The organism is Ruegeria sp. P10, from assembly GCF_056534925.1.
Genome location: NZ_JBQERJ010000006.1, coordinates 172,670 through 197,470, shown reverse-complemented (window position 1 = coordinate 197,470; position 24,801 = coordinate 172,670). Strand labels below are relative to the sequence as shown.

Genomic DNA, 24,801 nt, shown 5'->3' with positions numbered 1-24,801 from the left:
GAGGCCATGTTTGGAGCGTTGGGAAAACTGGTCGAGCGCCAGATCAAGAAAGCCCAAGCCGAGGGTCAGTTGCAGGGCCTTGAGGGCGAAGGCCAACCGCTGCCTGACCGGTCATCCGAGGCATTGAGCGATCCGGCCACCGCCGCCGGCCATCGGATCATGGCGCAGGCAGGCGTGTTGCCGGAAGAATTCGACATCAAAAAACAGCTCGACACAGCGCGGCAGGATTATGCGACCCTGACGGACCCCGCCGAGCGTAAGGCCGCAATGGCCCGTATCGCCGATCTGGAAATGCGCTACAACATGGCCCGCGACGCGCGGCGGGCCTTCATGCGGTGATCATTTGAACTCGGGCTTGCGGCCCTGCATCTGCGCCATGACAACTTCCATCTGGTCGGGTTTGCCAATCAGTTCCACCTGCTCAGCGGATTCCGCCATCAGAACGTCTGCGCGGGCCTGAGTTTCGGCAACCTCGATCAGACGCTTGGCGGCACGGATGGCCGAAGGGCTTTGGCCCGCGATGTTTTCGGCTAGGGCCAACGCTTCGGTCAACGGATCGTCGGACAATTGCGTCACAAGGCCCCACTCCGCCGCCTGCGGCGCACCGATCGGGCGGGCCGTATAGGTCAGCAGCCGCAGCACGTCCGACCGGACCAGCCGAGGCAACAGAACCATGCCGCCCATATCAGGAATGATGCCCCATTTCATCTCCATCACGGCCAGTTTCGCTTCGGGATGCGCGATACGGATATCCGCGCCCAGCGCGATTTGCAGGCCACCGCCATAAGCCACGCCCTGAATTGCGCAGATCACCGGAACCGGAACGCGACGCCAGATCAGCGCCAGCTCCTGCATCTCGTTGGCGTCTTCATGGCTGCGGGTCATCAGCCATTCCGTGGGGTCCATATGGGCCATCTTGGCAAAGCTTGCCATGTCGAGCCCGGCGCAAAAGCTTTTGCCTTCGCCGGACAGGACCACGGCACGGGCATCCGAGGCGGCGACCTCTTGCCCGGCGGACAAAAGTGCCTTGATCATTGCATCATCCAGCGCATTCATCTTGTCGCCTCGGGTCAGAGTGACATGGGCAACGTGGTCTTGATAGGCAACGGATACGCGTGACATGGAGGACCTCCGGAAATTCAATCGTGACAAACATGCCCGGACAGACTGCGGAATACCACTGCGACGTCAGGGCATGTCGCTGACAGGCATTCGCCCGAACCACGGGGAATCGAGCGTCATGACATAGAACTGATCCCCCGCAATCTTACCGCCGGTCGTGATGCCCAAGCGGCCTTGCGGGTCCTGTAGCGTGCGCAGGATCGTACCATCGCCATCAAACTGCACCATCATGCCGCGATGGATCGGCGCGGGGCGCACTGCCGGACCCAATCGCCAGATCACCTTGCGCAGGAACGGGTACGGCATCAGCGCCTCGGACGGGACACGCGGGCTGGCGAAGGCCATCCAATAGGTGCCGTCGCCCTGAGCCTCGAGGTTGTCGGGATAGCCGGGCAGGTTTTCCAGCAGGATCTCTTGCCGCCCTGCATTTGGTCCGGTCAGCCACAGCTTGTGCACGCGCGCGCGACCTGTTTCCGCGATCAGCAGAAAATCCTCGTCAGGTGAAAGCGCGACACCGTTGGTATAGACAAAGCCCTCGGCGATTTTCTCGGTGCGGCCGTCGGGTGTGCGACGCGCGACGTAACCCGTATCGGACTGTTCCCAGATGGTGAGGACAGAGGTCGGTTTGGTCCCGCCCATGGTTTCAGGATCGAAGCGGTCAGATGAATTCGAGAAGTAGATCGTGCCATCCCGCGCCACATCCAGCTGGTTGGCGTAGATCACCGGCGCGCCGTTGATGTCGCCCACCAGCGTGTCCAATGTGCCCGGACCGGTCCAACGCATCACCCCCCGATAGCTGTCAGCGATGAAAAGCGCGCCATCCGGTCCGGCCTTGAGGCCGAGGGGACGACCGCCAAGTTGGTCAACCTCGACCGGTTCCGCCCCGTCGATGCGGTAGAGAGTGCCGGACAGGCTGGTTGTGTAGATCGTGCCATCTGGCATGAAAGCGATGTCTTCAGGGCCAATCTCTGCACCCGGCAGGCGAATCAGCTGCGCGACGCCCAGCGCGTTGTTCTCTGCGAAATCACCTGTGAAACCGGCATCTACCGGCATTTCGACGGCGACAGGTTTTACCGGGACGGGCCAGACCAGAAGATAGGCGAGGCCCAGGAGAACAACGATCGAGAGAATGCGCATCTGCGCTCCTTTATTCTTACTTCTTTTCCAGCGCGCCCAACGCCTGTGCGCGCTTGCTCATTGATCGGGCTTGGGGTTATCTGCGGACATGACCGGACCTCGATACACCCCGCTTGCCCAATCCCTGCCCGCCACCGTGCCCTTTGTCGGCCCGGAAACGCAAGAGCGCCAGCGCGGCGCGTCCTTTGTGGCCCGACTGGGCGCCAATGAGAGCATTTTCGGCCCCTCGCCCCGCGCGATCGAGGCCATGGCGCAAGCCGCGTCCGAGATCTGGATGTACGGCGACCCCGAAAACCATGACCTGCGCCATGCTTTGGCCGACCATCACGGCGTATCGCCGGAGAATATCGTCGTGGGCGAAGGTATTGACGGGCTGCTGGGCTATCTGGTGCGGCTGATCGTCGGGCCCGGGGATGCGGTTGTCACCTCGGACGGGGCCTATCCGACCTTCAACTATCATGTGGCCGGGTTCGGCGGCATTCTTCACAAAGTGCCGTATTCAGGTGATCACGAGGACCCATCGGCGCTTTTTGCCAAGGCGGCTGAGGTTGGTGCCAAGCTGGTCTATCTGGCCAATCCGGACAATCCGATGGGCAGCTGGCATTCCGGCGCGGACATCGTGGCTACCATGGATGCCTTGCCTGATGGGTGCCTTCTGGTTCTGGACGAAGCCTATGTGGAATGTGCGCCCGAAGGGACGGCTGCACCAGTCAGTATAGATGATCCGCGCGTAATCCGGATGCGGACATTTTCTAAGGTCTATGGCATGGCGGGCGCGCGGGTTGGCTATGCCCTAGGAGCGCCCGACCTGATCGCAGCCTTCAACAAGGTGCGCAACCATTTCGGCATGAACCGAGCGGCGCAGGCCGGGGCGCTGGCCGCGTTGCAGGATGGCACCTGGCTGGAGCACATTCAGGCGCAAATCGCCGAGGCGCGTGAGCGGTTAGCAACGATTGCCTGCGAGAACGGGTTGGAGCCCCTGCCCTCCGCCACCAATTTCGTGGCGATTGACTGCGGGCGGGATGGCGATTTCGCCAAGGCCGTACTGGACGCTTTGGTTGCGCGGGGCTTGTTTGTCCGGATGCCGTTTGCAGCGCCCCAGAACAGGTGCATCCGGGTAAGCTGTGGTGAAACAGCAGATCTGGATGCTTTTGCGGTCGCATTGCCCAAGGCGCTAGCGGAAGTGCGGGCAAAGACAGGCTAGCGCTGGTCTGTCTTGCCATCGGGTCAAAGGGGGGCTGTCTGCCCCCCATCGCGCAAAGCGCGATCCCCCCGAGGATATTTTTGGCCAGATGAAGGGGCGGATCGGTGCTGTTGGTCTGAGGCGTGTCAGGCGGCCAGAACGGCGGCTGCGGCCTCGAGCGCGCCTTTGCCACGGGGGATATCAAGAGCGGCCATGGCCGTTTCCATACCCCCCAGCATCGCCATCACCATCTGCCCGTTGACATGGCCCATATGCCCGAGGCGAAAACAGCTGTCGTAGTCCTCCATCCCAAGACCAATGCCCAGCGTCAGGCCCAGCTGATGTTCAGTGAACGCGCGCAGGGCCGTGCCGCGACCTTCTGTCAATCGCAAGGCCGTGACGGCGTGACTGCGGTGGGCGCGATCGGCAACGTTCAGATGCAGCGCGCCGCCTTCGGCCCATGTTTCGCAGGCCGCCCAGTTGGCAGTGGCCAGACGTTCATGGCGGGCCCAGACCTGTTCGATCCCCTCTGCATGGATCAGATCAAGCGCGGCGCGCAGGCCATAGAGGTGGTGCGTGGGCGCGGTGCCGTTGAAATACTGATAGAACAGGTCTGGATCGGCGCGCGGCTGCCAATCCCAATATTGCGAAACGCGCGGCATGGTGGCCCGTTTGGCTTGTGCTTTTTCGTTGAAGAAAACAAAGCCGATGCCCGCCGGGGTCATCAGGCCTTTTTGGCAAGCGGCAACTGTGACATCGACACCCCAGCCATCCATCTCGAACCTGTCACAGCCAAGTGAGGCAATGCAGTCTGCCATCAGCAGCGCCGGGTGTTGCAGGTCGTCCAGAAGCCTGCGCAGCGCCGGGATGTCGTTCCGGATCGAACTGGATGTATCCACGTGGACCGCCAGAACCGCCTTGATCTGGTGGTTTCGATCCGCACGCAACGCGTCTGCGATCCGGTCAAAATCCCAGGTTGACGAGGTGCCGAAATCGATCAGTTGAACCTTTGCCCCGATGCCTTCGGCCATCTCGGCCCAGCCATGGGTGAACCGGCCCGAGGCAGGAGCCAGAACGGTTTCGCCGGGGGCGATCACGTTGGACAGAGCGGCCTCCCAGGTGCCGTGACCATTGGCGATATAGATGGCAACGTTGTGATTTGTGCGGGCAACCCGGCACAGATCGCGGGTCAGGTCGGGCATCATGTCGATGAGCGCGCCATCATAGATGTTGGGCGACGGACGGTGCATGGCTTGCAAAACCGCATCCGGCATGACCGAAGGGCCCGGAATGGCCAAATATGTCCGCCCCTGGGAAAGGGATACCGTCTGTGTCATGGGGTCAACCTGTATAAATTGACGCCCACATTACCGAGAGGCCGCGCGGCGTCAATCCGCCAGCTTCGACGCCTCGCGCGCAAGTGTCTCGATCCCGGCCCAGTCGCCGTTTTCGACCAGTTGCTTTGGTGCGACCCAGCTTCCGCCAGCGCAGATCACGTTGGGCAATGACAGGTAGTCGCGGGCGTTGGCGGGGGACACGCCCCCGGTCGGGCAAAAGCTGATCTGGGGGAGCGGCGCGCCGATTGCCTTGAGCGCGGGCGCGCCGCCCGAGGCCTCGGCCGGGAAGAATTTCAACATGTCATAGCCTTTTTCCAGCAACGCCATAGCCTCGCTTGCCGTCGCGGCGCCGGGCAACAGCGGCAGATCTTCGGCTTCGCAGGCCGCGATCAGGGCATCCGTGGAACCGGGGGAAACGCCGAACTGCGCGCCCGCCTTTTTGGCGGCGCAGACGTCTTCGGGTGTGACCAGCGTACCTGCGCCGACCACGCCGCCCGGCACCTTGGCCATCGCGCGGATCGCGTCGAGCGCGGCGGGCGTGCGCAAGGTGACCTCAAGCGCGGGCAAGCCGCCGGCGACCAATGCCTCGGCCAGCGGGCGGGCCTGCGCGACGTCATCGACAACCAGAACCGGAACAATGGGCGCCATAGCGCAGATTTCGCGGGTGCGTTGGGATTTGGACATGATGTTAAACTCCGAAAACGCTGGCACCGGTGTCGGCCGAGCCGACATTCTGGCGGAACGCACCAAAAAGATCGCGCCCAGCGCCGTGTTGATTGGCGGACAGGTCGGCGGTCGCGGGGGACCGGTCCAGAACGCCTGCGGTGAGGATTTCCAGATCACCCCTGACCGCGTCGACGCGCAGGACGTCACCGTCCTGAAGGTATGCAATGGGGCCGCGGTCGAGCGCCTCGGGGACAACATGGATGGCGGCGGGTACTTTGCCGGAAGCGCCAGACATGCGGCCATCGGTGACCAGAGCCACTTTCTGGCCCCGGCCCTGCAGGATCGACAGCATGGGCGTCAGCGAGTGCAGTTCCGGCATCCCGTTGGCCTTGGGGCCCTGAAACCGGACCACGACGATAACGTCATCTGTGAACTCTCCGGCTTTGAAGGCGGCTTTCACCTCATCCTGATCGTGGAACACCCGCACGGGTGCTTCGACGACCTGATGTTCCGGCGCTACGGCTGATACTTTCATAACCCCAGTGCCCAGATTGCCGGTCAGGCGCGACAGGCCCCCGGTGGGTTGGAACGGGTCATTGGCTGGGCGCAGGATCTTTTCGTTCAGGCTGTGTCCCGAACCATCCTGCCAGATCAACTCGCCATCGATCAGTTTGGGTTCCTTGGTATAGTTGTGCAGCCCCTGACCTGCGACGGTCAGCGTGTCCGGGTGCAGCAAGCCTTGTTCAAGCAGAGTACCGATCGTGTACCCAAGGCCGCCGGCCGCGTGGTAATGGTTCACATCCGCCAGGCCGTTGGGATAGACCCGCGCGACCAGCGGCACCACAGCGGAAATATCGGAAAAATCCTGCCAGTCCAGCACGATACCACCAGCGCGCGCCATGGCGATCAGGTGGATCAGCAGATTGGTTGAACCACCGGTTGCCATCAGACCGACGATGCCATTGACGAAAGCGCGCTCGTCCAGAACCTGACAGACCGGAGTGTAGCTGTTGCCCAACGCGCTGAGCGACAGGGCACGGCGCGCGCCTTCCTCGGTCAGGGCGTCACGCAACGGGGTATTCGGATTGACGAAGCTGGAGCCCGGCAGGTGCAGCCCCATAAACTCCATCAGCATCTGGTTGGTATTGGCGGTGCCATAAAAAGTACAGGTACCGGGGCCGTGATAGGCCGCCATTTCAGCCTTCATCAGCTCTTCGCGGCCCACTTCCCCGGCGGCGAATTTCTGTCGGACCTTGGCTTTTTCGTCGTTCGGCAAGCCGCTGGTCATCGGGCCTGCGGGCAGGAATACGGCAGGCAGATGGCCAAAGGCCTGCGCGCCGATGATCAAGCCGGGCACAATCTTGTCGCACACCCCAAGAAAAACAGCCGCGTCATAGGTGTTGTGGCTAAGCGCCACACCGGTTGCCAACGCGATGACGTCGCGTGAGAACAGCGACAGCTCCATCCCCGCTTCGCCCTGGGTGACACCGTCGCACATGGCTGGCACACCGCCTGCCACCTGTGCCGTTCCGCCGGCGGCACGGATCGCATCGCGGATCAGGGCGGGATAGCGTTCAAACGGCTGATGAGCCGAAAGCATGTCATTATAGGCGGTGACAATACCCAGATTGCCCGCAGTGCCGGTGGCCATCGATTGCTGATCCTCGCCCGCGCCCGCATAGGCATGGGCCTGACCGCTACAGGACAGATGCGCACGGGCAGGACCCTTGGATCTGGCTTGCTCCATCCGTTCAAGATGTGGGCCGCGCAGATCGGCGCTGCGGTCGATGATCCGTTTGGTGACATCGGAAATGACTGAGTGAACCATGATTACCCTCCGATCTGACGCCAGCGGCGCCCATCGCGATGCATCAGCATCAATGCTTCTTCGGGGCCTGAACTGCCCTGATCGTACCGGGACGGGCGGTCTCCGCGCTGCTCCCAGCCCTGAATGATGGGATCGACCCAGGCCCAGGCGGCCTCGGCCTCGTCCCCACGCATGAAAAGTGTCTGATCGCCACGGATGACATCCATGATCAGCCGCTCATAAGCGTCGGGGGCTTGCGCTTCGGCCCCAAGCGCATCGGCAAAGCTCATGTCCAGCGCAACATCCGACAGCCGGAAGCCCCCCGGCCCCGGATCCTTGATCGTGGTGCGCAAGGTGATTCCTTCGTCAGGTTGCAACCGGATCACCAGAACGTTTCCGTGCAGAGGGCCGACATTGGGAAAAATCGTGTGCGGCGGATCGCGGAAGAACACCGCAATTTCGGATTCCCGCGCGCGCAGACGCTTGCCAGTACGCAGATAGAACGGCACACCTGCCCAACGCCAGTTGCCGATATGAACCTTGAGGGCGATGAAGCTTTCGCTTCGGCTGGCGGGGTTGCCGACATGATCGACATAACCGCCCTCGCCCTTATCGGCCCGATACTGACCGCGCGCTATGTCAGACTGGGCCACGGGCTCCAGCGCTTCGATCACCTTGACCTTTTCATCGCGCACCGCGTTGGGCGAGAATTTCGAAGGCGGTTCCATTGCGGTCAGACACAGCAACTGCACCAGATGGTTCTGGACCATGTCCCGCATTGCGCCGGACTGATCGTAATAGGCCCCGCGCCCTTCGACGCTTACGGTCTCGGCCACCGTGATCTGCACGTGGTCGATATGGGTCGAATTCCAGAGCGGTTCGAACAGCGAGTTGGCAAAGCGCAGCGCCATCAGATTCTGCACGGTCTCTTTGCCCAGATAATGGTCGATCCGGTAAATCTGATGTTCTTCGAAACAGGCACGCAAGCCTTCGTTCAGCGCCTTCGCCGAGGCAAGGTCGTGCCCAAATGGTTTTTCGACGACAATGCGGCTGTCCGGTGTCGCAAGACCGGCGTCATGCAGCCGCTGCGCGATACCCGAAAAAAGGCTTGGTCCAACGGACAAATAAAAGGCCCGCACGACGTCTTCGCGCATCCGTTCTTTCAGGTCGGACCACCCGGTCTCGCCCAGCGCATCCACGGGCACATATTCGACATGGGCAAGGAACCGATCCATTGTTTCCCGGGAAAAACCGGGCGCGAACTGTTCCATCGATTTTCGAACCTGATCGCGAAACCCGTCATTGTCGATATCAGAGCGTGCCGTACCGATGATCCGCGCGCCGTCGGGCATTTGGCCGACCTCGAAGCGATGGTACAGGCCCGGCAGGATTTTACGCTGCGCCAGATCGCCGGTCGCACCGAAAAGTACCAGATCAAATGGCTCTACCGGAATTACGCGTGAAACCATCACAGGCTCCTTCTGAATTTGCCGATATCAGCTTAGCACGGCGTGATACCCCGAAAAACCCAATATGTTATCGCTAACATTGCATGTCTATTAGAAAACCGCCCATGAAAAATCAAGCACAGTTTGAAGAAACCGTGCCGTTTAGCGCATCAGGTCTGATGGCGCAGCCAGTCCATGACCGCAGGACGCACCGATTGCTCTCCGCGGTGGCGCGCGTCAGCGATGATTTTGCGAACCTCCGTCAGATTGGACCGCAACAGCAGGCTTTTGACCGGGCCGATCGAGGCAGGCCGCATCGACAGCGTCCGTATCCCCATCGCCGCAAGGCACAAGGCCTCGACCGGGCGGCCTGCATCTTCGCCACAGAAGCTGAGTGGCGTGTCCGAGATATCGCAGCGTTCGACGATGCGTTCCATCAGGCTCAGGAAGCTGACATTCAGCGTGTCATAGCGACGCCGGACCAGTTCGTTTTCACGGTCAGCAGCAAAGAAGAACTGCTTTAGATCGTTCCCGCCAATCGAAATGAAGTCCACTTCGTCAAAGAATTTCTGCGGCGCGAAGGCCAGCGACGGCGTTTCCAGCATCGCGCCAACTTCAAGCATCTCGGGCAGCACATGACCCAACCGTTTTTCCCGCTCGATGGTTTTGTTCACTTCCCAACGGGCTTCGCGATATTCCTCGGCCTGCGCGACAAAAGGGAACATGATGGTCAGCGGTCGACCATTGGCGGCGCGCAGCAGGGCCTGCAACTGCATCCTCATGACGCCGCGCTTGTCCAGACCGACCCGAATGGCGCGCCAGCCCAGCGCCGGGTTTGGTTCCGCCACGTGCTTCATATAGGGCAGAACTTTGTCCGACCCGATGTCGAGTGTTCGGAATACTACCCTTTTGCCGCCTGCCGCGTCCAGAACGCGCTGATACTGGCTGACCAGTTCTGACCGTTTCGGCATCTGGTTGCGGATCAGGAATTGCAGTTCAGTGCGGAACAGGCCAACGCCCTCGGCGCCCGAGGTGCCAAGCGATGGCAGATCGGCCATCAGACCTGCATTCATCACAAGGTTAATCCGCGAGCCATCGCGCGTCACGCAGGGTGTTTCGCGGATCGACGCATAACGTTCCTGCGCCTTTGCCTGCATCGCGATCTTGTCGCGGAAGGCACTGACCACACTGTCTTCCGGGCGCAGATGCACAACACCTTGATCACCATCCACCAGAATATGATCTCCGTTCAGGGCCTCGGTGGTGATCCGGCCCACATGCACGACCAAAGGAATCGCAAGCGCCCGCGCAACAATCGTGGCATGACTGCCGACAGAGCCTTCTTCAAGCACGATCCCCTTCAGCGCCCGTCCGTATTCCAGCAAGTCGCCGGGGCCGATATTGCGCGCGATCAGGATCGGATCGGGTGGCAGATCAGCACTGTCCGTCTTGCCTTGCCCAGTCAGGATGCGCAGCAGGCGATTGCTGAGATCGTCCAGATCCGCAAGACGTTCACGCAAGTACGGATCGGTGACCTGTCCCATGCGCGCACGGGCCTGGGATTGTTCTTTCTCCACCGCGGCTTCGGCGCTGAGACCCAGGGCTATGTCTTCCTCCATCCGCCGCATCCAGCCTTTGGAATTGGCAAACATGCGGTAAGCTTCCAGGACCTTCAGCTGTTCCTTGTCGCCGCCCTGCGAAATTTCGAGCATCTTGTCGACGCCGACGCGCAGTTCTTCTACCGCATCGACCAAACGTTCGCGTTCCCGGTGAGGGTCTTCGGCAATGGGGTTGGTAACCACCACGCGGGGTTCGTGCAGCCAGACATGCCCTTCAGCAGACCCTTCCTGCGCCGGGCCGCCGCGCAGCAGAACCGATTGCTGGTGCAGGGGTGACAGGGCCGCGCCTTCGCCGACAAAGGCGCCAAGCTCGGCCATTTCGGCCAGCACCATGGCGACCACTTCCAGTGCATAGACCTCATCTGCGGAAAACTCGCGCGCCTCGCGGGACTGGACGACCAGAACGCCCAGCTTTTCCCCAAGGCGTTGAACCGGCACACCCAGGAACGAGGAGTACCGCTCCTCGCCGGTTTCCGGCATGTAACGGAAGCCCTTGGCCGACGGCGCGTCGGCGGTGTTGACGACCTTGCCGAACTTGGCGACCCGCCCCACAAGGCCTTCGCCCATGCGCATCCGGGTTTTATGAACCGCTTCCGGAGACAGCCCCTCGGTCGCGCAAAGTTCCAGCGTGTCTTCATCGCGAAACAGATAGATGGAACACACCTCGGCCCTGATGCTGTCGGCAATCAGGTGCGTGATCCGGTCAAGACGTTCCTGACCGGCGGCTTCGCTCGCCATTTCTTCGCGCAACCGCCGCAGCAGCTTGCGGGATTCTGTTTCCGTGCCGTCCGCCATGGCCCAACCGATTTAGTGTGTCAGGCGATACCTTTGGCCGATAAGCTCAGGCCGCCTTGTCCAGTTCAAAGGCATCATGCAGTGCCTGAACAGCAAGTTCCATGTATTTCCTGTCGACAAGGACGGAAATTTTGATCTCGGAGGTTGTAATGACCTTGATGTTGATCCCCTCATCCGAGAGCACCTTGAACATCTTGGCCGCCACGCCCGATTGCGAGCGCATCCCGATACCCACAACCGAGACCTTGCAGACATCAGTGTCTGCAACCAGTTCGGCATAGTTCAGCTCGCCCTTTTCCTTGATCTCCAGCAGCGCTTTTTCGGCGCGTGCCACCTGATCGGTGGGACAGGAAAAGGTCATGTCCGTGCGCCCCTCGTCCGAGATGTTCTGGACGATCATGTCGACGTTCACACCCTCTTCGCTGAGCGCCGAGAAGATTGTCGTGGCGATGCCGGGGCGGTCCGCCACGGAAACAACGGTCATTTTCGCCTCGTCGCGGGAATAGGCCACACCGGCCACAACATTGGATTCCATGATATCCTCCTCGTCGCAGACCAGCGTGCCGGCCTCATCGGATTGTTCTTCAAAACTTGAGAGAACGCGCAGTTTGACTTTGTATCGCATCGCAAGTTCGACCGAGCGGGTTTGCAGCACCTTGGCACCAAGCGACGCCAGTTCCAGCATTTCTTCGAACGAGATGCGGTCCAGCTTGCGTGCCTTTTCGCAGATGCGCGGATCGGTGGTATAGACGCCATCAACGTCCGTATAGATGTCGCAGCGTTCGGCGTCGAAGGCTGCCGCAAAGGCAACCGCCGTGGTATCCGACCCACCCCGACCCAGCGTGGTGATGCGGCCTTCGGGGCTGATCCCTTGGAAGCCTGCAACCACGGCAACGCGCATTCCTTCGCCGAATTTCTGATTCAGGTTCTCGGTCGGGATTTCCTCGATCCGCGCCTGACTGTGCGCGCTGGTGGTCAGCAGCGGCACCTGCCAGCCCTGCCAGCTGCGCGCGGGGATGTCCATTTCCTGCAAGGTCAGCGCCATCAGTCCAGCGGTAACATTCTCGCCCGAGGACACGACCGCGTCGTATTCCCTGGCGTCGAACAGAGGCGACGTTTCGTTCACCCAGCCCACAAGCTCGTTGGTCTTGCCCGACATGGCCGAGACGATGACGATCACGTCATAGCCCTTGGCAACTTCAACGCCGATACGTTTGGCGGCGCGGCGGATGCGGTCCAGATTGGCGACCGATGTGCCGCCGAATTTCATTACGAGTACGGGCATGGGGGCAAAAGTCTCCGCGCCTTGGATTTGACGTTCCGTGCCTCATAAGCGAGGGGCACCGCAAGGGCAAGGGCGCAAAGGAGTTCTGCCTGCGGCGCAGGGCCGCTTTACATTGCACCGGCGCGATGTCAGCCTAAGGATAACAACCAGATCAAGAGGTTCCTCATGTTTCGCCTAGCCCTCGCCTTTGCCCTATTGTCATCGCCTGCACTGGCCCAGGTCGCGAGTGTTGCCGGGACGGACGGCAAGAACGCGTTGGGCACAATTCCCTGCGCTGCAAATGCCGGTGATCCCGTACAAAGCTGCCACGCGGAACTGCGCCGCCATGATGACGGAAACATAACGGTCGCAGTGGCCCTGGGAGGCGGACATGTGCGCAATATCTATTTCAAGGATGGTGTGCCGGAATCCAGCAATTCGACCTCGAAAATCTCACATGAAACGCGAGGCGATATGATGGTGGTCTACATTGAACCTGGTGAGGTCTTCGAAATCCCCAAAGCCGCATTGGCCTCTCAGTAGGCGTGCGGTTGTCCGTCATAGGTTTCAAAACAGCCCGTTGTGCTTAGCGACAAGGCATCAAATCGTTCAATCAGGCCGGACACGGCCTGATCCACATCGATATCCGCCGCTGCACCGCCCATATCCGTCTGAACCCAGCCCGGATGATAGATGCCGACGGCAATCCCGTCATCTTTGAGATCCATCGCCAGATTCCGCCCAAGGTTCAGAGCCGCCGCCTTGGATGCGCGGTAGATATAACTGCCACCCGGCGCAAGTGTGTGCGACGCCATTTTCGACGAAAGGATCGCAACTTTACCGCCCGCGGCGCGCAGGTTGGGCAACAGGGTCTGTATGGTCAGAAAGACCCCCGTGACATTTACCGCAAAGCTTTGCGCCCACATGTCGGCCGGGTAGCCATCGATCGAATGCCCCTTGTCCAGATACACGCCGGCATTGCAGACCATCAGATCGACAGGCTGGTCTTTCATCTGTTCTGCCATGGCTGATTGCTGCACGGGATCGGACACATCCAGACGCACCTGCATGCTGCCGTCACGCGCCGTCCCAGTGACCTTGTCCCCCCGGTTCACGTAATGCTTTGCCAGGGCTTGCCCGATGCCGCGATTGGCGCCGGTGATCATGATGTGCATGATCAATTGGTCTTTCTGCTGGGGACAAACGGCAGCGGAGCCACCGGCACGCCATCTTCGATCAGGGATTTCGCCTCATCCAGCTTGGCTTCTCCGTAGATGGCACGCTCCGGAGCCTCGCCCAGATGAATCTTGCGCGCCTCGTTGGCGAAATCTTTCCCGACATAATCCGAGTTTTCTTCGACATGGCGGCGCATTTCGGCCAAAACCTTCTCGATTTCGGGCGATGGCGTTGCAACGTCGATCTTTTCTTCCGGAGTGGAACGGATTTCACTTTTCTTCCTGGCATTCCGCGCCGGGCGGACGCGAGGCGTCATGACCGCTTTCTCGACCTGCGTGCACCCGCAAACCGCGCAGGTGACCATACCCACAGAGGCCAGCTTGTCATAGGCTTCTGCGGATTGGAACCAACTGTCGAAACTGTGGCCTTCGCTGCATTTCAACGCGTATTGAATCATGTTCAGTCCAAAAAAACGATTGGCGAATAGATACCGATCAAGGTGACAATATCAAGCCTATCAGATGCTACTTCAATGTGAGTACGGCTTAAAGTCGCGCAACAATTCAGCGAGCTCATGAGAATCGACCTTTAGCGCCGCTTTTTTTGGCGAAAACCATTTGCGCCGACGCTCGGTCTTTTCCGGGTATTCCTGCGACACAGCGCTTACATGCACTGGAAAAACATCCACCAGACATAAGGATGGAGGCCGGTTCGAATGATGTTTGTGGTGCAGGAACTGCCCCAGTCGCACCCCGCTGATCCGACCAGATACGCCCGCCTCTTCCCAAGCCTCTTGCAATGCGGTTTCCTGCGGGCTCAGACCGGGGATGAGCCATCCTTTGGGAATGATCCATCGCCGTGCCTTGCGTGTCGTGACCAACAGAATCTTGGGACGGCCGCGCTTGATCCGGAAACACAAAGCCGAGGATTGCCGCAAAACTGGCTGCCTTGCAGCTTTTGGAAGGTCATGAAGCAACAATCGTGCTTTCATCAAGCGACGCTCCCTTTCGGTCGAACGTCAGCCATCCAAATTGGTACGCTCACCCAATCTAGCGGCTGCCACCTGCAATCATACCACATGATGTATCACACGCCAAGTCACTCACGTCGCCCAGGATATCGCCTACATTCGGGCAGAAAGCCGCCGTGCCAGATCCTCATGGGGGATGTCAGCGTCAATTGCCAACCGGCGCAAACCGAAATGCACGCGCGCTATCTGTTGGTAGTAGCGCGTGTAGACATAATTCGTGCCACCGCCGGCCAATGCCCCCAGCACAGGAACGGACTGGGCTGCAAGCTTTTGCCCCAGTACTATCGAAAAACGCGGCGCAACGGCGGCAATCAGGCGTTGCATGGCCGGTCCGGTCAGGGTCAGCCGGACCGAGAAAAACCCCAGGTCTGCCCCATCATCATGCGACAATGGTCCAGCTGCCGACAAGACGCGAACGCAATCGAACTTTACGTTTTCGGCAGAGGGATCAAACCCCTCGCGCGCGGCGGCCCCTTGAATGGCACGCAGCAGCATCGCGGTTGTCGCGGGCAGCTCCATCAAGGCTGTCGAAACGCCGCCCAGCCCCCCGGCCGCACCCATGGCAGTCGTCAGCGCGGTATTGACCCAGGGCTGTTGATCAGGAACCGCGCGCCGCGAGCCCTCGGCCGCATGCATCGCCAGCCACAATGCCTGCTCGGTTGCGCCTGTCAGGCCATTCCGAACGGGTTCTGGCAATTGCTCCAGCAAAGACTCGGCTGACCCCCCAAGTTTGTTGAGAAGTTTCACGCCGCCCCCTCCGGCGGACCGGTAGTGATCCGCCAAACGATCCAGTTCGGCCTCGGTATCCACGTTTTCAACAAGAACAACGTTCTGCATTCACGCCCTCCTGCCTTTCAACATCGGCGTTGCGCAGCATGGTTTCAATAGGTCAGCGGCTCCAACGTGTCACCGCGCCCTGAACCCCGGACCAGGCGCCGGGCACCAGTTCCAGCCCCAAAACCCGGTCAGGGTTGGTGGGCGGAGGCATTTCGACCGCGTGCAATCGCGTGAAACCGAACCGGCTGTAATAGGGCTGATCCCCGACCAGCATGACCCTCTGCCAACCGCGGGTGCGCCCCGCTTCGACTCCTGCATGTATCAGATATCCACCCAGGCCTTCACCTTGGTGGGTGGGGTGCACGGCAACCGGCCCCAGCAGCAGAGCATCATGATCACCAACATGAACCGGCCAGAACCGGATCGCACCGGCCAGAATCCCCTGACCGTCGCGCACGACCAAAGACAAGCCCGCAACCGGCGGTACATCATCACGCAAGCGGTAGGACGACAAAGCCTCGCGACCCGGCGCAAAACACAGGTCATACAGGGCTTCGACCTCCCACCAGTCGTCCGGCTCTTCCGGCCTGATCCCGAATTGCTGCACCCTGCCCTCATTTACTTGCTGGCAATCGCCCTAGCACTTCGCTACGCCTTGGGCAAACGCTTGGAGATCAGATGTTCTACCGCCCCGAAGACGGCCACGGATTGCCGCACAACCCGTTCAACGCCATCATCACGCCGCGCCCGATTGGCTGGATTTCGACTCGGGACGCGGATGGGGTCAACAATCTGGCACCCTATTCCTTCTTTAACGGCGTCGCCTATACGCCACCACAGGTCATGTTTGCCTCAACCGGCACCAAACAGGATCAGAACGCCGGCAAGGACAGCATCGCCAATATCGAGGCCACGGGCGTGTTTTGCGTAAATGTCGTGGCCCAAGCGCATCGGGACGCAATGAATGCAAGTTCGGCCGGGTTGCCGAAAGAAGTTGATGAGTTTTCGCATGCCGGGCTTTCACCCATAGAATGCGAAACCATACCCTGCGCACGGATCGAAGGGGTTCCAGCTGCGCTGGAATGCAAGCTGACCCAGATCGTCACGCTGCCCGGTGAAGCCAATCGGGTGGTGTTTGGCGAAGTGACAGGTGTACACCTGCACGACGATCATATTCGGGATGGCAAGTTTGACGTGACCTCGTTCCAACCTTTGGCGCGGCTTGGGTATCGCGATTACTCTGTCGTTTCCGAGTTGTTCAGCCTTTCGAGACCGGATGACTGATGCCCCTGCCTGACGCTGCGCGCCGATATCCTGTCACTCTGCCTGACGGCACGGAACACAAAGGAACGGCCTTTCTGTCACGAGTGATCAACCACCCCAGAATTCAGGTGGGAGATTACACCTACGCATCAGATTTTGACGAACCCGAGGATTGGGCCAATCGGTTGGCCCCTTACCTGTTCGAGTTTTCGCGCGAAAAGCTGATGTTGGGGAAGTTTTGCCAAATTGCCCACGGCGTCCGCTTTGTGACAGCCTCGGCAAGTCATGCGATGGATGGGATAACCTGCTTTCCCTTTCCGGTATTCGATCCGGAACAGATGCTGGAATTCCAGCCGGACGTCCGTGACACCGTGATCGGCAATGATGTCTGGATCGGCTATGGCGCACTGATCATGCCAGGAGCCAGTATCGGTGACGGAGCGATAATCGGCGCGGGTTCAGTCGTGCGTGGAACCATCCCGCCGTATGCGATCGTCTCGGGCAATCCTGCCGAAGTACGGCGATACCGGTTTGACGCCGACACAATCGAGCGGTTGCTTGCTTTAAAGTGGTGGGATTGGCCAGCCGAACTGATCGCCGAAGCCGAAAGCGCTCTGCTGACGGGAGATATCGATAAGCTGGAGCGCTTGGACCCTTGAAAAAGGCGGCCTGATTGGCCGCCTTTCGAAGTCAGTGCCCGCCCAGAATACCGGTGCGGACAGAGTAATCTACCGCCAGTTCGTAGTCCGGGTCATCATCACTGTCGACCATGAGGTGTCCGGCTTTGTTCAGCAGTTTGTGACAATCCCGGCTCAGGTGGCGAAGCATGACTCGTTTGCCTGCTGCCTCGTATTTTCCTGCGATATTCTCGATGGCTTGCAGCGCGGACTGATCCACCACGCGGCTTTCGGCGAAATCGATGATGACGGTTTCGGGATCGTTCGGGACGTCGAACAGTTCGATAAAGCCGTCAGAGGACCCAAAGAACAACGGCCCCTGAATTTCATAGACTTTCGCGCCTTTCTCGGTCTCGGAGTCACGCGTGACCGCATGAATGCGCTTGGCATTGTTCCAGGCATAGGCCAGCGCCGAGACGATGACGCCGACCACAACGGCAACGGCCAAGTCCTCCATCACCGTTACGACAGTGACCAGAACGATGACGAACGCATCGGTCATTGGTACTTTGCGCAGAATTTTGAACGAGTTCCACGCAAAGGTGCCGATCACAACCATGAACATCACGCCAACCAGCGCGGCCAGCGGGATTTGTTCGATCAGGGGTGATGCGAACAGGATGAAGACCAGCAGGAAAAGCGCTGCTGCAATTCCGGCAATACGAGTACGCCCGCCGGATTTCACGTTGATCATCGACTGCCCGATCATCGCGCAACCGCCCATGCCGCCGAAAAATCCGGTCACGATATTCGATGCGCCCTGCGCGATGCATTCCTGAGACGCCCCACCACGCTTGCCTGTGATCTCACCCACAAGGTTCAGGGTCAGCAAGGATTCGATCAGGCCGATGGCGGCCAGAATGACTGCATATGGCAGGATGATCTCAAAGGTTTCCCAGTTCAGAGGAACCATTGGAATATGGAAGGAAGGCAGGCCGCCTTCGATCGATGCCAGATCGCCGACGCGCGGCACATCAAGGCCAAAACCGATCACGATTGCCGCGACAACCAGAATACCGGCCAGCGGCGCAGGAATGATGCGTGTAATCCGGGGCATGACCCAGATCACTGCCATTGTCAGCCCGACAAGACCCAACATGGTGTAAAGCTGCATCCCGGACAACCATTCGCCGCCGCCCATGCCATGACCGGTATTTTCCATGGTTCCGGGCACTTTGAACTGCCCCATCTGGGCAAGAAAGATCACGATGGCCAGACCGTTCACAAAGCCCAGCATGACAGGATGCGGCACCAAACGGATGAAGCGCCCCCAATGCATCGCCCCGGCGATGACCTGAAGGAGTCCCATAAGAACAACGGTCGCGAACAGGTATTCAACCCCATGCTCGGCCACCAGTGCCACCATGACAACCGCAAGCGCGCCGGTCGCGCCCGAGATCATGCCCGGCCGTCCACCGATCAGTGCGGTGATCAAACCGACCAAAAACGCCGCATAAAGACCGACCAGCGGGTGCACACCCGCCACAAAGGCAAAGGCCACCGCCTCGGGCACCAGTGCAAGGGCAACAGTCAGGCCGGACAGCAGCTCGATCCGCAGGCGTGAGACGGTCAGCCCTTCATCTGGAACCCAGCGCAGATCGGGAATGGCAAGGCGATTGGCAAAGCTTGCCAGCAAGGCTCGGGGCATCAGACAGTCCTATAGGATTATATGTTCGCGCGAAGGCGTCGTTGTAGCTGGCGCGCCGGCATTGAGCTACTGCACAAAACGGGATGCAGCCATGCGTGTGACGCATACGTGACGCTCGCGGCAAGTTGATTTGCAGAACCATGATGAAGCCACAACATGTGAGGCCATGCGTTGGATCCTCTTCTTACTGTTCCCGGCCCTTCCCGTCCTTGCACAGGATTTGGATGGCAATGACACGGCCGGCAACTGGCGGGTAACGCATCACGAGATTTTCGGCATCTGGAATTCGATCTGTGACGAGCGCGAAGAAGACAACACCCTGCGGCAGCGGTGTTACATCCGACGGGCCGAGGTGTTTTCCTTTCGGCCAAAATTTGCGGCACAGTTCGTTTTCATTACGCCCGAACCTGAAGGTTTCAAAGTTGAATTCGGGATCGAGCCGGGCACTTTCTTCAACCCATCCGGATTTCGCATCGACAACAGCGAAGAAGCCATATGGCGCACGCGGCGCCCCGGATGCCTGACCGGGCTTGGCTGTACCTTCGAAGACCAACGTGCCGAGGCGCTTTTGGACGCCATGCTGACCGGCGATGCGTTCCGCTTTGTGTTTCGAGACCGGCACGGACAATCACAGGATCTGACCTGGTCTCTGGGCATATTTGGCGCGGCCTGGGATGATTTCACTGTGCAATCACAGCAGCGCAACCTGTTGACGATGCGGGAATAGGCCTCTTGTCAAATCCGGGCTGAACCCGCACAAATTCAACATCAGTTATTCAGGCGGAGCAGGACAGTGACCCAAACCAGAATAGCCGTCATCGGCGGATCGGGCATCTATGACATCGATGGGCTGGAAAACCCGGAATGGGTAGAGGTTGAGACCCCTTGGGGTACGCCGTCAGACCAGATCCTGACAGGGTCGCTTGACGGTATCGAAATGGCCTTTCTGCCACGTCATGGGCGCGGTCATGTGCATTCACCCACCGATGTACCTTATCGCGCCAATATCGATGCGCTGAAACGGTTGGGCGTGACGGACGTGATCTCGGTGTCGGCCTGCGGATCGTTCCGCGAACATATGGCACCGGGTGACTTCGTGATTGTCGATCAGTTCATCGATCGCACTTTTGCACGGGACAAAAGCTTTTTCGAAACGGGCTGCGTTGCCCATGTCAGCGTTGCTCATCCCACCTGCCCACGCCTGTCGGACGCATGCGAGACGGCAGGTAAGGCCGCCGGCATCACAATCCACCGGGGCGGCACCTATCTGGCGATGGAGGGCCCCCAGTTTTCAAGCCTTGCGGAATCCAGGATGTATCGCGAGCAATGGGGCTGTGACGTGATCGGCATGACCAACATGCCCGAGGCGAAACTCGCCCGCGAGGCCGAGCTGTGTTACGCGTCGATCGCGATGGTCACCGATTATGACAGCTGGCACCCGGACCATGGCGAGGTGGACGTGACCACGATCATCGCCACCCTGACCGGCAATGCCGAAAAAGGCCGCGCACTGGTCAAGGGCCTGCCGTCCCTTCTGGGGGCCGAACGAACACCCTGCCCGCACGGTTGCGACCGGGCGCTGGAATACGCGATCCTGACCGCACCGGAAAAGCGCGACCCGGCGCTTATGGCCAAGTTGGATGCGGTGGCCGGGCGTGTGATGTAAACGCCCGGTTTTGCTACTGATGGCCGGAAATCGCGCCGAAACCCGGCCTGGCACAGGGTACTGGTAAGGTTTGTTGTCCTGCCGGTTTGTCAGAACGGAACGTTCCCTGGCATTTTTCTTTAAGTGTTTCCTGCGACTTCTTGGGTTTCGAGCGTAATGCGTTTTGCGTATTTGGCCTGTTTTAGCGCCTCGAACAGGGAAATTGAATCCGACATTGTCGACTTGAATCCAATTCGTAGTATGACAGAAAATCTGTATGAATTGAGTTGAGTAAAGGAACCGCATCATGCCTTTTGAAGTCTGGCTGGCCTTTGTGGCTGCATCTACTGCTTTGCTGCTGCTCCCCGGCCCGACGGTGTTGCTGGTTCTCAGCTATGCCCTGTCCAAGGGGCGCAGTGTCGCCGTCGCATCGGCCACGGGGGTGGCGGTGGGCGATCTTTTGGCCATGACCGCATCTTTGCTGGGGCTTGGCGCGCTTGTTCTGGCTTCGGCCACGTTGTTTTCCGTTCTCAAATGGGTGGGCGCGGCCTATCTGGTCTGGCTTGGGATCAAGCTGTTGCGCAGTGCGCCAGCCGGTGGATTGAACATGGTCGACACCGGGCGGGATGTCACAGCGCGCAGCGTATTTGGCCACGCAGCCGCCGTCACAGCCCTGAACCCGAAATCCATTGCCTTCTTCATTGCCTTTGTGCCGCAGTTCATACGCCCCGCTGAACCGCTTGGACCTCAGTTCGTCATCCTGATTGCCACATTCGTCGGGCTGGCCTGGTTGAACGCGTTGGCCTACGCCCTGTTGGCAGACAGGTTGCGGCGTTTGATCGGCCGCGCCAGCGTAATCACTGCGATGACACGGTTTGGCGGGTTGACCTTGATCGGCATGGGTATGGCCACGGCGGTCCTACGCCGACCGGCCTGACACCGCATCAGTCTTCGGCGTGCTCTTTCATGAATCCACGGATAAATCTGCGGATTTCGCGCGCAGCCGACGTGTCCAGCTCTTTGCAAAGCTCGACAAACGAGTCACGTTCATCCCTGTCGAGGCGTAAGACCAACTGACTGTTTTTCTTGGTCGATCCTTTGCCTTCATTCCTGGCCACGTGTATTTTTCCCAACGAAGTTAAGCTCTATCTGGCGATGCTGTGCATATCCATAGCATAGTTTTTGTCGTTATCGGGCACTTAACGGCAAGGACAGGACATTGACAATGAACCTTGCCACCTTCGGACCGTTCTTGAGCCAGCTCCTCGCAATTGAAGCCGACCGCGCCTGAGACACGGACATGTCGAATTGCAAACCAAACAGATTGCTCATTGCGCTACCGGAAATTCGAGCGTGGAACTGTTTGGAACAGGTGGCAGCAAGCAAGAAAATGGGTCGGAGACTTATCTTGGCCGGCGCACAAGTTGCGTCGGTTTTTGGCCTGCTCAACGCTGCAACCTCACTCCCGTGCTGATCCAGCCGTGGAATTGTTCCTTGCATGGCCAACCCCGTTGGGCCAAACACAATACCTGTGTTTGACGCTAAAAGGTTGGTCCATGTCCAGAAATAAATCTGTCAAAGATTATATCCGAACCATCGTCGATTTCCCGCATGAAGGGATCATGTTTCGGGATGTGACAACTCTGTTTGCCGACCCCCGTGGGTTTCGGATGGCGATTGACCAGATGCTGCACCCCTATGCCGGTGAGCAGATTGACAAAGTGGTCGGGCTTGAAGCACGCGGGTTCATTCTGGGCGGTGCGATTGCACATCAGTTGAGCGTCGGTTTTGTCCCGATCCGCAAGAAAGGCAAACTGCCCGGCACGACAATCAGCCAGGACTACAAGTTGGAATACGGAGAGGCGATCGTCGAGATCCATGACGATGCCATCCAACCCGGCGAAAAAATTCTGGTGGTTGACGATCTGCTCGCCACGGGCGGAACTGCAGCGGCGGGCATCAAGCTGATCGAGCGGCTTGGGGGCGAAATCGTCTCGTGCGCCTTCATCATTGACCTGCCCGAGCTTGGCGGCAGTAAAGTGTTGGAAGAGATGGGCATGGACGTGCATGTCCTGTGCGAATTCGAAGGACTCTGATCAGGAGTTTTTCACAAAAACGTGACTGGAAACTAAAAACCGGAAAGGCTTAGCCCGGTTTTCGCGCCGATCAAGGCGCAAAACGGATCAATATAAGTAATCTTGTGGTCAGGTTGCCCCGTACCCTAGGTGATGCTGCTTGAAGCATTTCAACCCAGGGAGTTTAGCTCATGTTCCGCAAATTCGCCGCCGCCGGTGTCGCCTCGATCCTCTTCAGCACTGCTGCATTCGCCGATGGTCACGGCAAGGACATTGTCGACACAGCCGTCGCCGCTGGCAGCTTTGAAACACTTGTCGCGGCAGTTCAGGCCGCCGAACTGGTGGACACACTTAAAGGCGAAGGCCCGTTCACCGTGTTTGCCCCCACCGATGACGCGTTCGCGGCTTTGCCAGAAGGCACCGTCGAAAACTTGCTGAAGCCCGAAAACAAGGATCAGCTGGTTGCCATTCTGACCTACCATGTCGTGCCGGGCAAAGTGATGTCAGGTGATCTGAGCGATGACATGACGGCTGCAACCGTACAAGGCGGCGATATCACGATCGATCTGGATTCGGGTGTGATGGTGAATGACGCCAACGTGGTTCAGGCCGACATCGAAACCAAGAACGGCGTGATCCATGTGATCGACAAGGTGATCCTGCCTGCATCGTAGGAATCAACCGGGCACGGTCCGACGTTCGGGCCGTGTTCACCCTTTCAGAACCGCGCCGGGATTCATGATGCCCTGCGGGTCCAATGCCCGCTTGATGGCCCGCATCGCGCCCAGCTTGGCTGGATCGCAGTAGCGTTCCAAATCGCTGGTCTTTAGGCGCCCGACCCCATGTTCGGCACTGACCGAACCGTCGAAGGAATAGACCAGATCATGGACGGCCTGCTTGATCGCGCCTCTTTGATCATCAAATTCCGATCGGTATCGCCCTTTGGGCGGGAACACGTTGTAATGCAGGTTGCCGTCACCAAGATGACCAAAGCAATTGATCCGGAAGGACCCCAGGCGTGCAATCAATTCTCTGCCTTCGCAAATGAAATCGGGAATTCTGGAAATCGGGATCGAGATATCATGGCTCGACACTGACCCGATCAGACGATTGGCTTCGGGAATGCGTTCGCGCACCGCCCACAAATCGGCTCTCTGCGCTTCACTTTGGGCGATTACTCCGTCCTGAACCTGACCGAGTTCTTCAGCGCGAACAAAGAGTTCCTCCAACGCGGCAAATGGTGATTGCCCATCAGCCAGACCCAGCTCGATCAAGACGCTCCACTCCGGGGGCGAGGCGAACGGCTGACGGACATCCGGCAGAACCTCGGTCAGGAAATCAAGCCCTTGCCGGTGGATCAGTTCAAACGTGCTGACGGCCTCACCCACCTTGTCCCGCGCCAAAGCCAGCAGGTCGATCGCCGCTTCGGGAGAAGCCACCTGAAACACCGCGGTCCCGACACCGGTGGGTCGCGGGAACAGCTTCAGCGATGCGGCAGTGATGATCCCCAGCGTCCCCTCGGCCCCAATCAGCAGGTTGCGCAAGTCATAGCCGGTGTTGTCCTTTCGCAGCCGGCTGAGGCCATGCCAGATCTCACCACTGGGCAGCACCGCCTCAAGCCCCAGGCACAGGTCGCGCGCGTTGCCATACCGCAAAACGTTGACGCCCCCTGCGTTGGTCGACAGGTTGCCCCCGATCCGGCAGGATCCCTGCGCCGCCAATGACAAAGGAAACAACCGGTTTACCGCCTCGGCTGCGGCCTGAACATCTTGAAGAATAGCCCCGGCTTCGGCGACCAGAACGTTCTCGGTTGGAAAGACAGACCGGATGACGGTCATCCGTTCCAACGAGATCACCAACGGCGCAGGCCCCGCCGACATCACCTGCCCGCCGACCAGGCCAGTGCCGCCGCCATATGGAACAATCGGAACCTGTGCCTGTGCAGCCAATTTTACCAGCTGCGCCACCTCATCGGTGTTTCGCGGCAAGGCCAGCAGACCGACCCGTCCCGAAAAACGCCCGCGCGGTTCTTCCAAATACCGTTCCTCTACGGGGCGCAGGACACCGTCGCCCAGTTTCGAACGGAGCAGCGCGGCAAAACGGTCATCAGCGGGGTTCAAACTCATACGCCT

The 24,801-nt window shown here is 59.5% G+C and carries 26 protein-coding genes; 10 read left to right on the top strand and 16 right to left on the bottom strand.

Translation table 11 applies throughout. From position 1 onward, the window contains the following. The first annotated feature begins 6 nt into the window (after nt 1-6). Nucleotides 7-339: a DnaJ family domain-containing protein gene (locus tag ACR0FB_RS12255; RefSeq protein WP_209834987.1), complete on the top strand. Its 333-nt coding sequence runs from the start codon at nt 7-9 to the stop codon at nt 337-339. Here ACR0FB_RS12255 and ACR0FB_RS12250 read toward each other — a convergent pair whose 3' ends face one another. After that, nucleotides 340-1,122 (bottom strand): crotonase/enoyl-CoA hydratase family protein, encoded by a 783-nt coding sequence (locus ACR0FB_RS12250; RefSeq protein WP_480620821.1) that lies wholly within the window; start codon nt 1,120-1,122, stop codon nt 340-342. Between the two features lie 66 nt (nt 1,123-1,188). After that, nucleotides 1,189-2,259, bottom strand: a complete 1,071-nt coding sequence (locus ACR0FB_RS12245; RefSeq protein WP_480620819.1) for an SMP-30/gluconolactonase/LRE family protein — start codon at nt 2,257-2,259, stop codon at nt 1,189-1,191. 88 nt (nt 2,260-2,347) lie between these two features. Between ACR0FB_RS12245 and ACR0FB_RS12240 the strand changes: the two genes are divergently transcribed. Next, entirely contained in the window at nt 2,348-3,463 is a 1,116-nt protein-coding gene (locus ACR0FB_RS12240) for a pyridoxal phosphate-dependent aminotransferase (RefSeq protein ID WP_480620817.1), read from the top strand. 125 nt (nt 3,464-3,588) lie between these two features. Here the strand turns inward: ACR0FB_RS12240 and ACR0FB_RS12235 are convergent, their stop codons facing one another. The 6 genes from ACR0FB_RS12235 to ACR0FB_RS12210 form a co-directional block, all read right to left on the bottom strand. After that, the gene (locus ACR0FB_RS12235; protein ID WP_480620815.1) at nt 3,589-4,779 is read right to left on the bottom strand and encodes a pyridoxal-phosphate-dependent aminotransferase family protein; all 1,191 of its coding nucleotides are present in this window, start codon (nt 4,777-4,779) and stop codon (nt 3,589-3,591) included. A gap of 51 nt (nt 4,780-4,830) precedes the next feature. Then, the gene (locus tag ACR0FB_RS12230; RefSeq protein WP_480620813.1) at nt 4,831-5,463 is read right to left on the bottom strand and encodes a bifunctional 4-hydroxy-2-oxoglutarate aldolase/2-dehydro-3-deoxy-phosphogluconate aldolase; all 633 of its coding nucleotides are present in this window, start codon (nt 5,461-5,463) and stop codon (nt 4,831-4,833) included. Nucleotides 5,464-5,467: 4 nt separating this feature from the next. Further along, nucleotides 5,468-7,273, bottom strand: coding sequence for a phosphogluconate dehydratase (gene edd, locus ACR0FB_RS12225; RefSeq protein WP_216598296.1), 1,806 nt, complete (start codon nt 7,271-7,273; stop codon nt 5,468-5,470). A 2-nt stretch (nt 7,274-7,275) separates the two neighbouring features. After that, nucleotides 7,276-8,721, bottom strand: a complete 1,446-nt coding sequence (gene zwf, locus ACR0FB_RS12220) for a glucose-6-phosphate dehydrogenase (protein WP_480620811.1) — start codon at nt 8,719-8,721, stop codon at nt 7,276-7,278. Between the two features lie 149 nt (nt 8,722-8,870). After that, nucleotides 8,871-11,114 carry a phosphoenolpyruvate--protein phosphotransferase gene (gene ptsP, locus ACR0FB_RS12215; RefSeq protein ID WP_171636916.1) on the bottom strand — a complete coding sequence of 748 codons (2,244 nt, stop codon included), beginning with the start codon at nt 11,112-11,114 and terminating at the stop codon, nt 8,871-8,873. A 46-nt stretch (nt 11,115-11,160) separates the two neighbouring features. Beyond that, nucleotides 11,161-12,399, bottom strand: a complete 1,239-nt coding sequence (locus tag ACR0FB_RS12210) for an aspartate kinase (RefSeq protein ID WP_171636914.1) — start codon at nt 12,397-12,399, stop codon at nt 11,161-11,163. 165 nt (nt 12,400-12,564) lie between these two features. On the opposite strand from ACR0FB_RS12210, the gene ACR0FB_RS12205 reads away from it, so the two are divergent. Further along, a complete protein-coding gene (locus tag ACR0FB_RS12205; protein ID WP_171363717.1) occupies nt 12,565-12,921 on the top strand; it encodes a hypothetical protein in 357 nt (118 codons plus the stop codon). On the opposite strand, the gene ACR0FB_RS12200 is transcribed toward ACR0FB_RS12205, so the two are convergent. From ACR0FB_RS12200 to ACR0FB_RS12180, 5 genes are all read right to left on the bottom strand, one after another. After that, nucleotides 12,915-13,553, bottom strand: a complete 639-nt coding sequence (locus ACR0FB_RS12200; protein ID WP_480620808.1) for an SDR family oxidoreductase — start codon at nt 13,551-13,553, stop codon at nt 12,915-12,917. The two genes, ACR0FB_RS12205 and ACR0FB_RS12200, sit on opposite strands and share 7 nt — an antisense overlap. A 2-nt stretch (nt 13,554-13,555) precedes the next feature. Next, nucleotides 13,556-14,011: a DUF1178 family protein gene (locus ACR0FB_RS12195; protein WP_480620806.1), complete on the bottom strand. Its 456-nt coding sequence runs from the start codon at nt 14,009-14,011 to the stop codon at nt 13,556-13,558. Nucleotides 14,012-14,083: 72 nt separating this feature from the next. Then, entirely contained in the window at nt 14,084-14,545 is a 462-nt protein-coding gene (locus ACR0FB_RS12190; RefSeq protein ID WP_171636911.1) for an NUDIX hydrolase, read from the bottom strand. 132 nt (nt 14,546-14,677) lie between these two features. After that, nucleotides 14,678-15,421, bottom strand: a complete 744-nt coding sequence (locus ACR0FB_RS12185) for an EcsC family protein (RefSeq protein ID WP_480620804.1) — start codon at nt 15,419-15,421, stop codon at nt 14,678-14,680. 52 nt (nt 15,422-15,473) lie between these two features. Next, nucleotides 15,474-15,968, bottom strand: a complete 495-nt coding sequence (locus ACR0FB_RS12180; RefSeq protein WP_171636909.1) for a GNAT family N-acetyltransferase — start codon at nt 15,966-15,968, stop codon at nt 15,474-15,476. 71 nt (nt 15,969-16,039) lie between these two features. Between ACR0FB_RS12180 and ACR0FB_RS12175 the strand changes: the two genes are divergently transcribed. Further along, nucleotides 16,040-16,645, top strand: coding sequence for a flavin reductase family protein (locus tag ACR0FB_RS12175; protein ID WP_171636908.1), 606 nt, complete (start codon nt 16,040-16,042; stop codon nt 16,643-16,645). Further along, nucleotides 16,645-17,283, top strand: coding sequence for a CatB-related O-acetyltransferase (locus tag ACR0FB_RS12170; protein ID WP_480620803.1), 639 nt, complete (start codon nt 16,645-16,647; stop codon nt 17,281-17,283). Before ACR0FB_RS12175 ends, ACR0FB_RS12170 begins: the two co-directional genes overlap by 1 nt. Before the next feature lie 31 nt (nt 17,284-17,314). Here the strand turns inward: ACR0FB_RS12170 and ACR0FB_RS12165 are convergent, their stop codons facing one another. Beyond that, nucleotides 17,315-18,949: a SulP family inorganic anion transporter gene (locus ACR0FB_RS12165; RefSeq protein ID WP_171636902.1), complete on the bottom strand. Its 1,635-nt coding sequence runs from the start codon at nt 18,947-18,949 to the stop codon at nt 17,315-17,317. A 166-nt stretch (nt 18,950-19,115) separates the two neighbouring features. Here ACR0FB_RS12165 and ACR0FB_RS12160 point away from each other — a divergent pair, with 166 nt between their 5' ends. The 3 genes from ACR0FB_RS12160 to ACR0FB_RS12150 all read left to right on the top strand — a co-directional run bounded on the left by ACR0FB_RS12160 (nt 19,116) and on the right by ACR0FB_RS12150 (nt 21,531). Next, nucleotides 19,116-19,676 (top strand): invasion associated locus B family protein, encoded by a 561-nt coding sequence (locus ACR0FB_RS12160; RefSeq protein ID WP_480620801.1) that lies wholly within the window; start codon nt 19,116-19,118, stop codon nt 19,674-19,676. Between the two features lie 66 nt (nt 19,677-19,742). Continuing rightward, nucleotides 19,743-20,615: an S-methyl-5'-thioadenosine phosphorylase gene (locus tag ACR0FB_RS12155; RefSeq protein ID WP_171636900.1), complete on the top strand. Its 873-nt coding sequence runs from the start codon at nt 19,743-19,745 to the stop codon at nt 20,613-20,615. Between the two features lie 286 nt (nt 20,616-20,901). Then, a complete protein-coding gene (locus ACR0FB_RS12150) occupies nt 20,902-21,531 on the top strand; it encodes a LysE family translocator (RefSeq protein ID WP_171636898.1) in 630 nt (209 codons plus the stop codon). A gap of 7 nt (nt 21,532-21,538) precedes the next feature. On the opposite strand, the gene ACR0FB_RS12145 is transcribed toward ACR0FB_RS12150, so the two are convergent. Continuing rightward, nucleotides 21,539-21,712: a hypothetical protein gene (locus tag ACR0FB_RS12145; protein ID WP_171117543.1), complete on the bottom strand. Its 174-nt coding sequence runs from the start codon at nt 21,710-21,712 to the stop codon at nt 21,539-21,541. A gap of 438 nt (nt 21,713-22,150) precedes the next feature. Here ACR0FB_RS12145 and ACR0FB_RS12140 point away from each other — a divergent pair, with 438 nt between their 5' ends. Beyond that, nucleotides 22,151-22,690, top strand: coding sequence for an adenine phosphoribosyltransferase (locus ACR0FB_RS12140; RefSeq protein WP_171636894.1), 540 nt, complete (start codon nt 22,151-22,153; stop codon nt 22,688-22,690). A 170-nt stretch (nt 22,691-22,860) separates the two neighbouring features. After that, complete coding sequence (locus tag ACR0FB_RS12135; RefSeq protein ID WP_117869700.1) at nt 22,861-23,343, top strand: fasciclin domain-containing protein; 483 nt, start codon at nt 22,861-22,863, stop codon at nt 23,341-23,343. 36 nt (nt 23,344-23,379) lie between these two features. Here ACR0FB_RS12135 and ACR0FB_RS12130 read toward each other — a convergent pair whose 3' ends face one another. Then, nucleotides 23,380-24,795, bottom strand: a complete 1,416-nt coding sequence (locus ACR0FB_RS12130; protein WP_480620799.1) for an FAD-binding oxidoreductase — start codon at nt 24,793-24,795, stop codon at nt 23,380-23,382. Nucleotides 24,796-24,801 lie beyond the last annotated feature (6 nt).

Excerpts from the sequence above, each read along its gene's own strand:
- ACR0FB_RS12165 (WP_171636902.1), bottom strand. The coding sequence starts at position 18,949 with ATGCCCCGAGCCTTGCTGGCAAGCTTTGCCAATCGCCTTGCCATTCCC.
- ACR0FB_RS12190 (WP_171636911.1), bottom strand. The coding sequence starts at position 14,545 with ATGAAAGCACGATTGTTGCTTCATGACCTTCCAAAAGCTGCAAGGCAG.
- ACR0FB_RS12205 (WP_171363717.1), top strand. The coding sequence starts at position 12,565 with ATGTTTCGCCTAGCCCTCGCCTTTGCCCTATTGTCATCGCCTGCACTG.
- ACR0FB_RS12170 (WP_480620803.1), top strand. The coding sequence starts at position 16,645 with ATGCCCCTGCCTGACGCTGCGCGCCGATATCCTGTCACTCTGCCTGAC.
- edd (WP_216598296.1), bottom strand. The coding sequence starts at position 7,273 with ATGGTTCACTCAGTCATTTCCGATGTCACCAAACGGATCATCGACCGC.
- ACR0FB_RS12175 (WP_171636908.1), top strand. The coding sequence starts at position 16,040 with ATGTTCTACCGCCCCGAAGACGGCCACGGATTGCCGCACAACCCGTTC.
- ACR0FB_RS12250 (WP_480620821.1), bottom strand. The coding sequence starts at position 1,122 with ATGTCACGCGTATCCGTTGCCTATCAAGACCACGTTGCCCATGTCACT.
- ACR0FB_RS12230 (WP_480620813.1), bottom strand. The coding sequence starts at position 5,463 with ATGTCCAAATCCCAACGCACCCGCGAAATCTGCGCTATGGCGCCCATT.
- ACR0FB_RS12160 (WP_480620801.1), top strand. The coding sequence starts at position 19,116 with ATGCGTTGGATCCTCTTCTTACTGTTCCCGGCCCTTCCCGTCCTTGCA.
- ACR0FB_RS12130 (WP_480620799.1), bottom strand. The coding sequence starts at position 24,795 with ATGAGTTTGAACCCCGCTGATGACCGTTTTGCCGCGCTGCTCCGTTCG.
- ACR0FB_RS12195 (WP_480620806.1), bottom strand. The coding sequence starts at position 14,011 with ATGATTCAATACGCGTTGAAATGCAGCGAAGGCCACAGTTTCGACAGT.
- ACR0FB_RS12150 (WP_171636898.1), top strand. The coding sequence starts at position 20,902 with ATGCCTTTTGAAGTCTGGCTGGCCTTTGTGGCTGCATCTACTGCTTTG.
- ACR0FB_RS12200 (WP_480620808.1), bottom strand. The coding sequence starts at position 13,553 with ATGCACATCATGATCACCGGCGCCAATCGCGGCATCGGGCAAGCCCTG.
- ACR0FB_RS12140 (WP_171636894.1), top strand. The coding sequence starts at position 22,151 with ATGTCCAGAAATAAATCTGTCAAAGATTATATCCGAACCATCGTCGAT.
- ACR0FB_RS12210 (WP_171636914.1), bottom strand. The coding sequence starts at position 12,399 with ATGCCCGTACTCGTAATGAAATTCGGCGGCACATCGGTCGCCAATCTG.
- ACR0FB_RS12240 (WP_480620817.1), top strand. The coding sequence starts at position 2,348 with ATGACCGGACCTCGATACACCCCGCTTGCCCAATCCCTGCCCGCCACC.
- ACR0FB_RS12245 (WP_480620819.1), bottom strand. The coding sequence starts at position 2,259 with ATGCGCATTCTCTCGATCGTTGTTCTCCTGGGCCTCGCCTATCTTCTG.
- zwf (WP_480620811.1), bottom strand. The coding sequence starts at position 8,721 with ATGGTTTCACGCGTAATTCCGGTAGAGCCATTTGATCTGGTACTTTTC.
- ACR0FB_RS12235 (WP_480620815.1), bottom strand. The coding sequence starts at position 4,779 with ATGACACAGACGGTATCCCTTTCCCAGGGGCGGACATATTTGGCCATT.
- ptsP (WP_171636916.1), bottom strand. The coding sequence starts at position 11,114 with ATGGCGGACGGCACGGAAACAGAATCCCGCAAGCTGCTGCGGCGGTTG.
- ACR0FB_RS12135 (WP_117869700.1), top strand. The coding sequence starts at position 22,861 with ATGTTCCGCAAATTCGCCGCCGCCGGTGTCGCCTCGATCCTCTTCAGC.
- ACR0FB_RS12185 (WP_480620804.1), bottom strand. The coding sequence starts at position 15,421 with ATGCAGAACGTTGTTCTTGTTGAAAACGTGGATACCGAGGCCGAACTG.
- ACR0FB_RS12255 (WP_209834987.1), top strand. The coding sequence starts at position 7 with ATGTTTGGAGCGTTGGGAAAACTGGTCGAGCGCCAGATCAAGAAAGCC.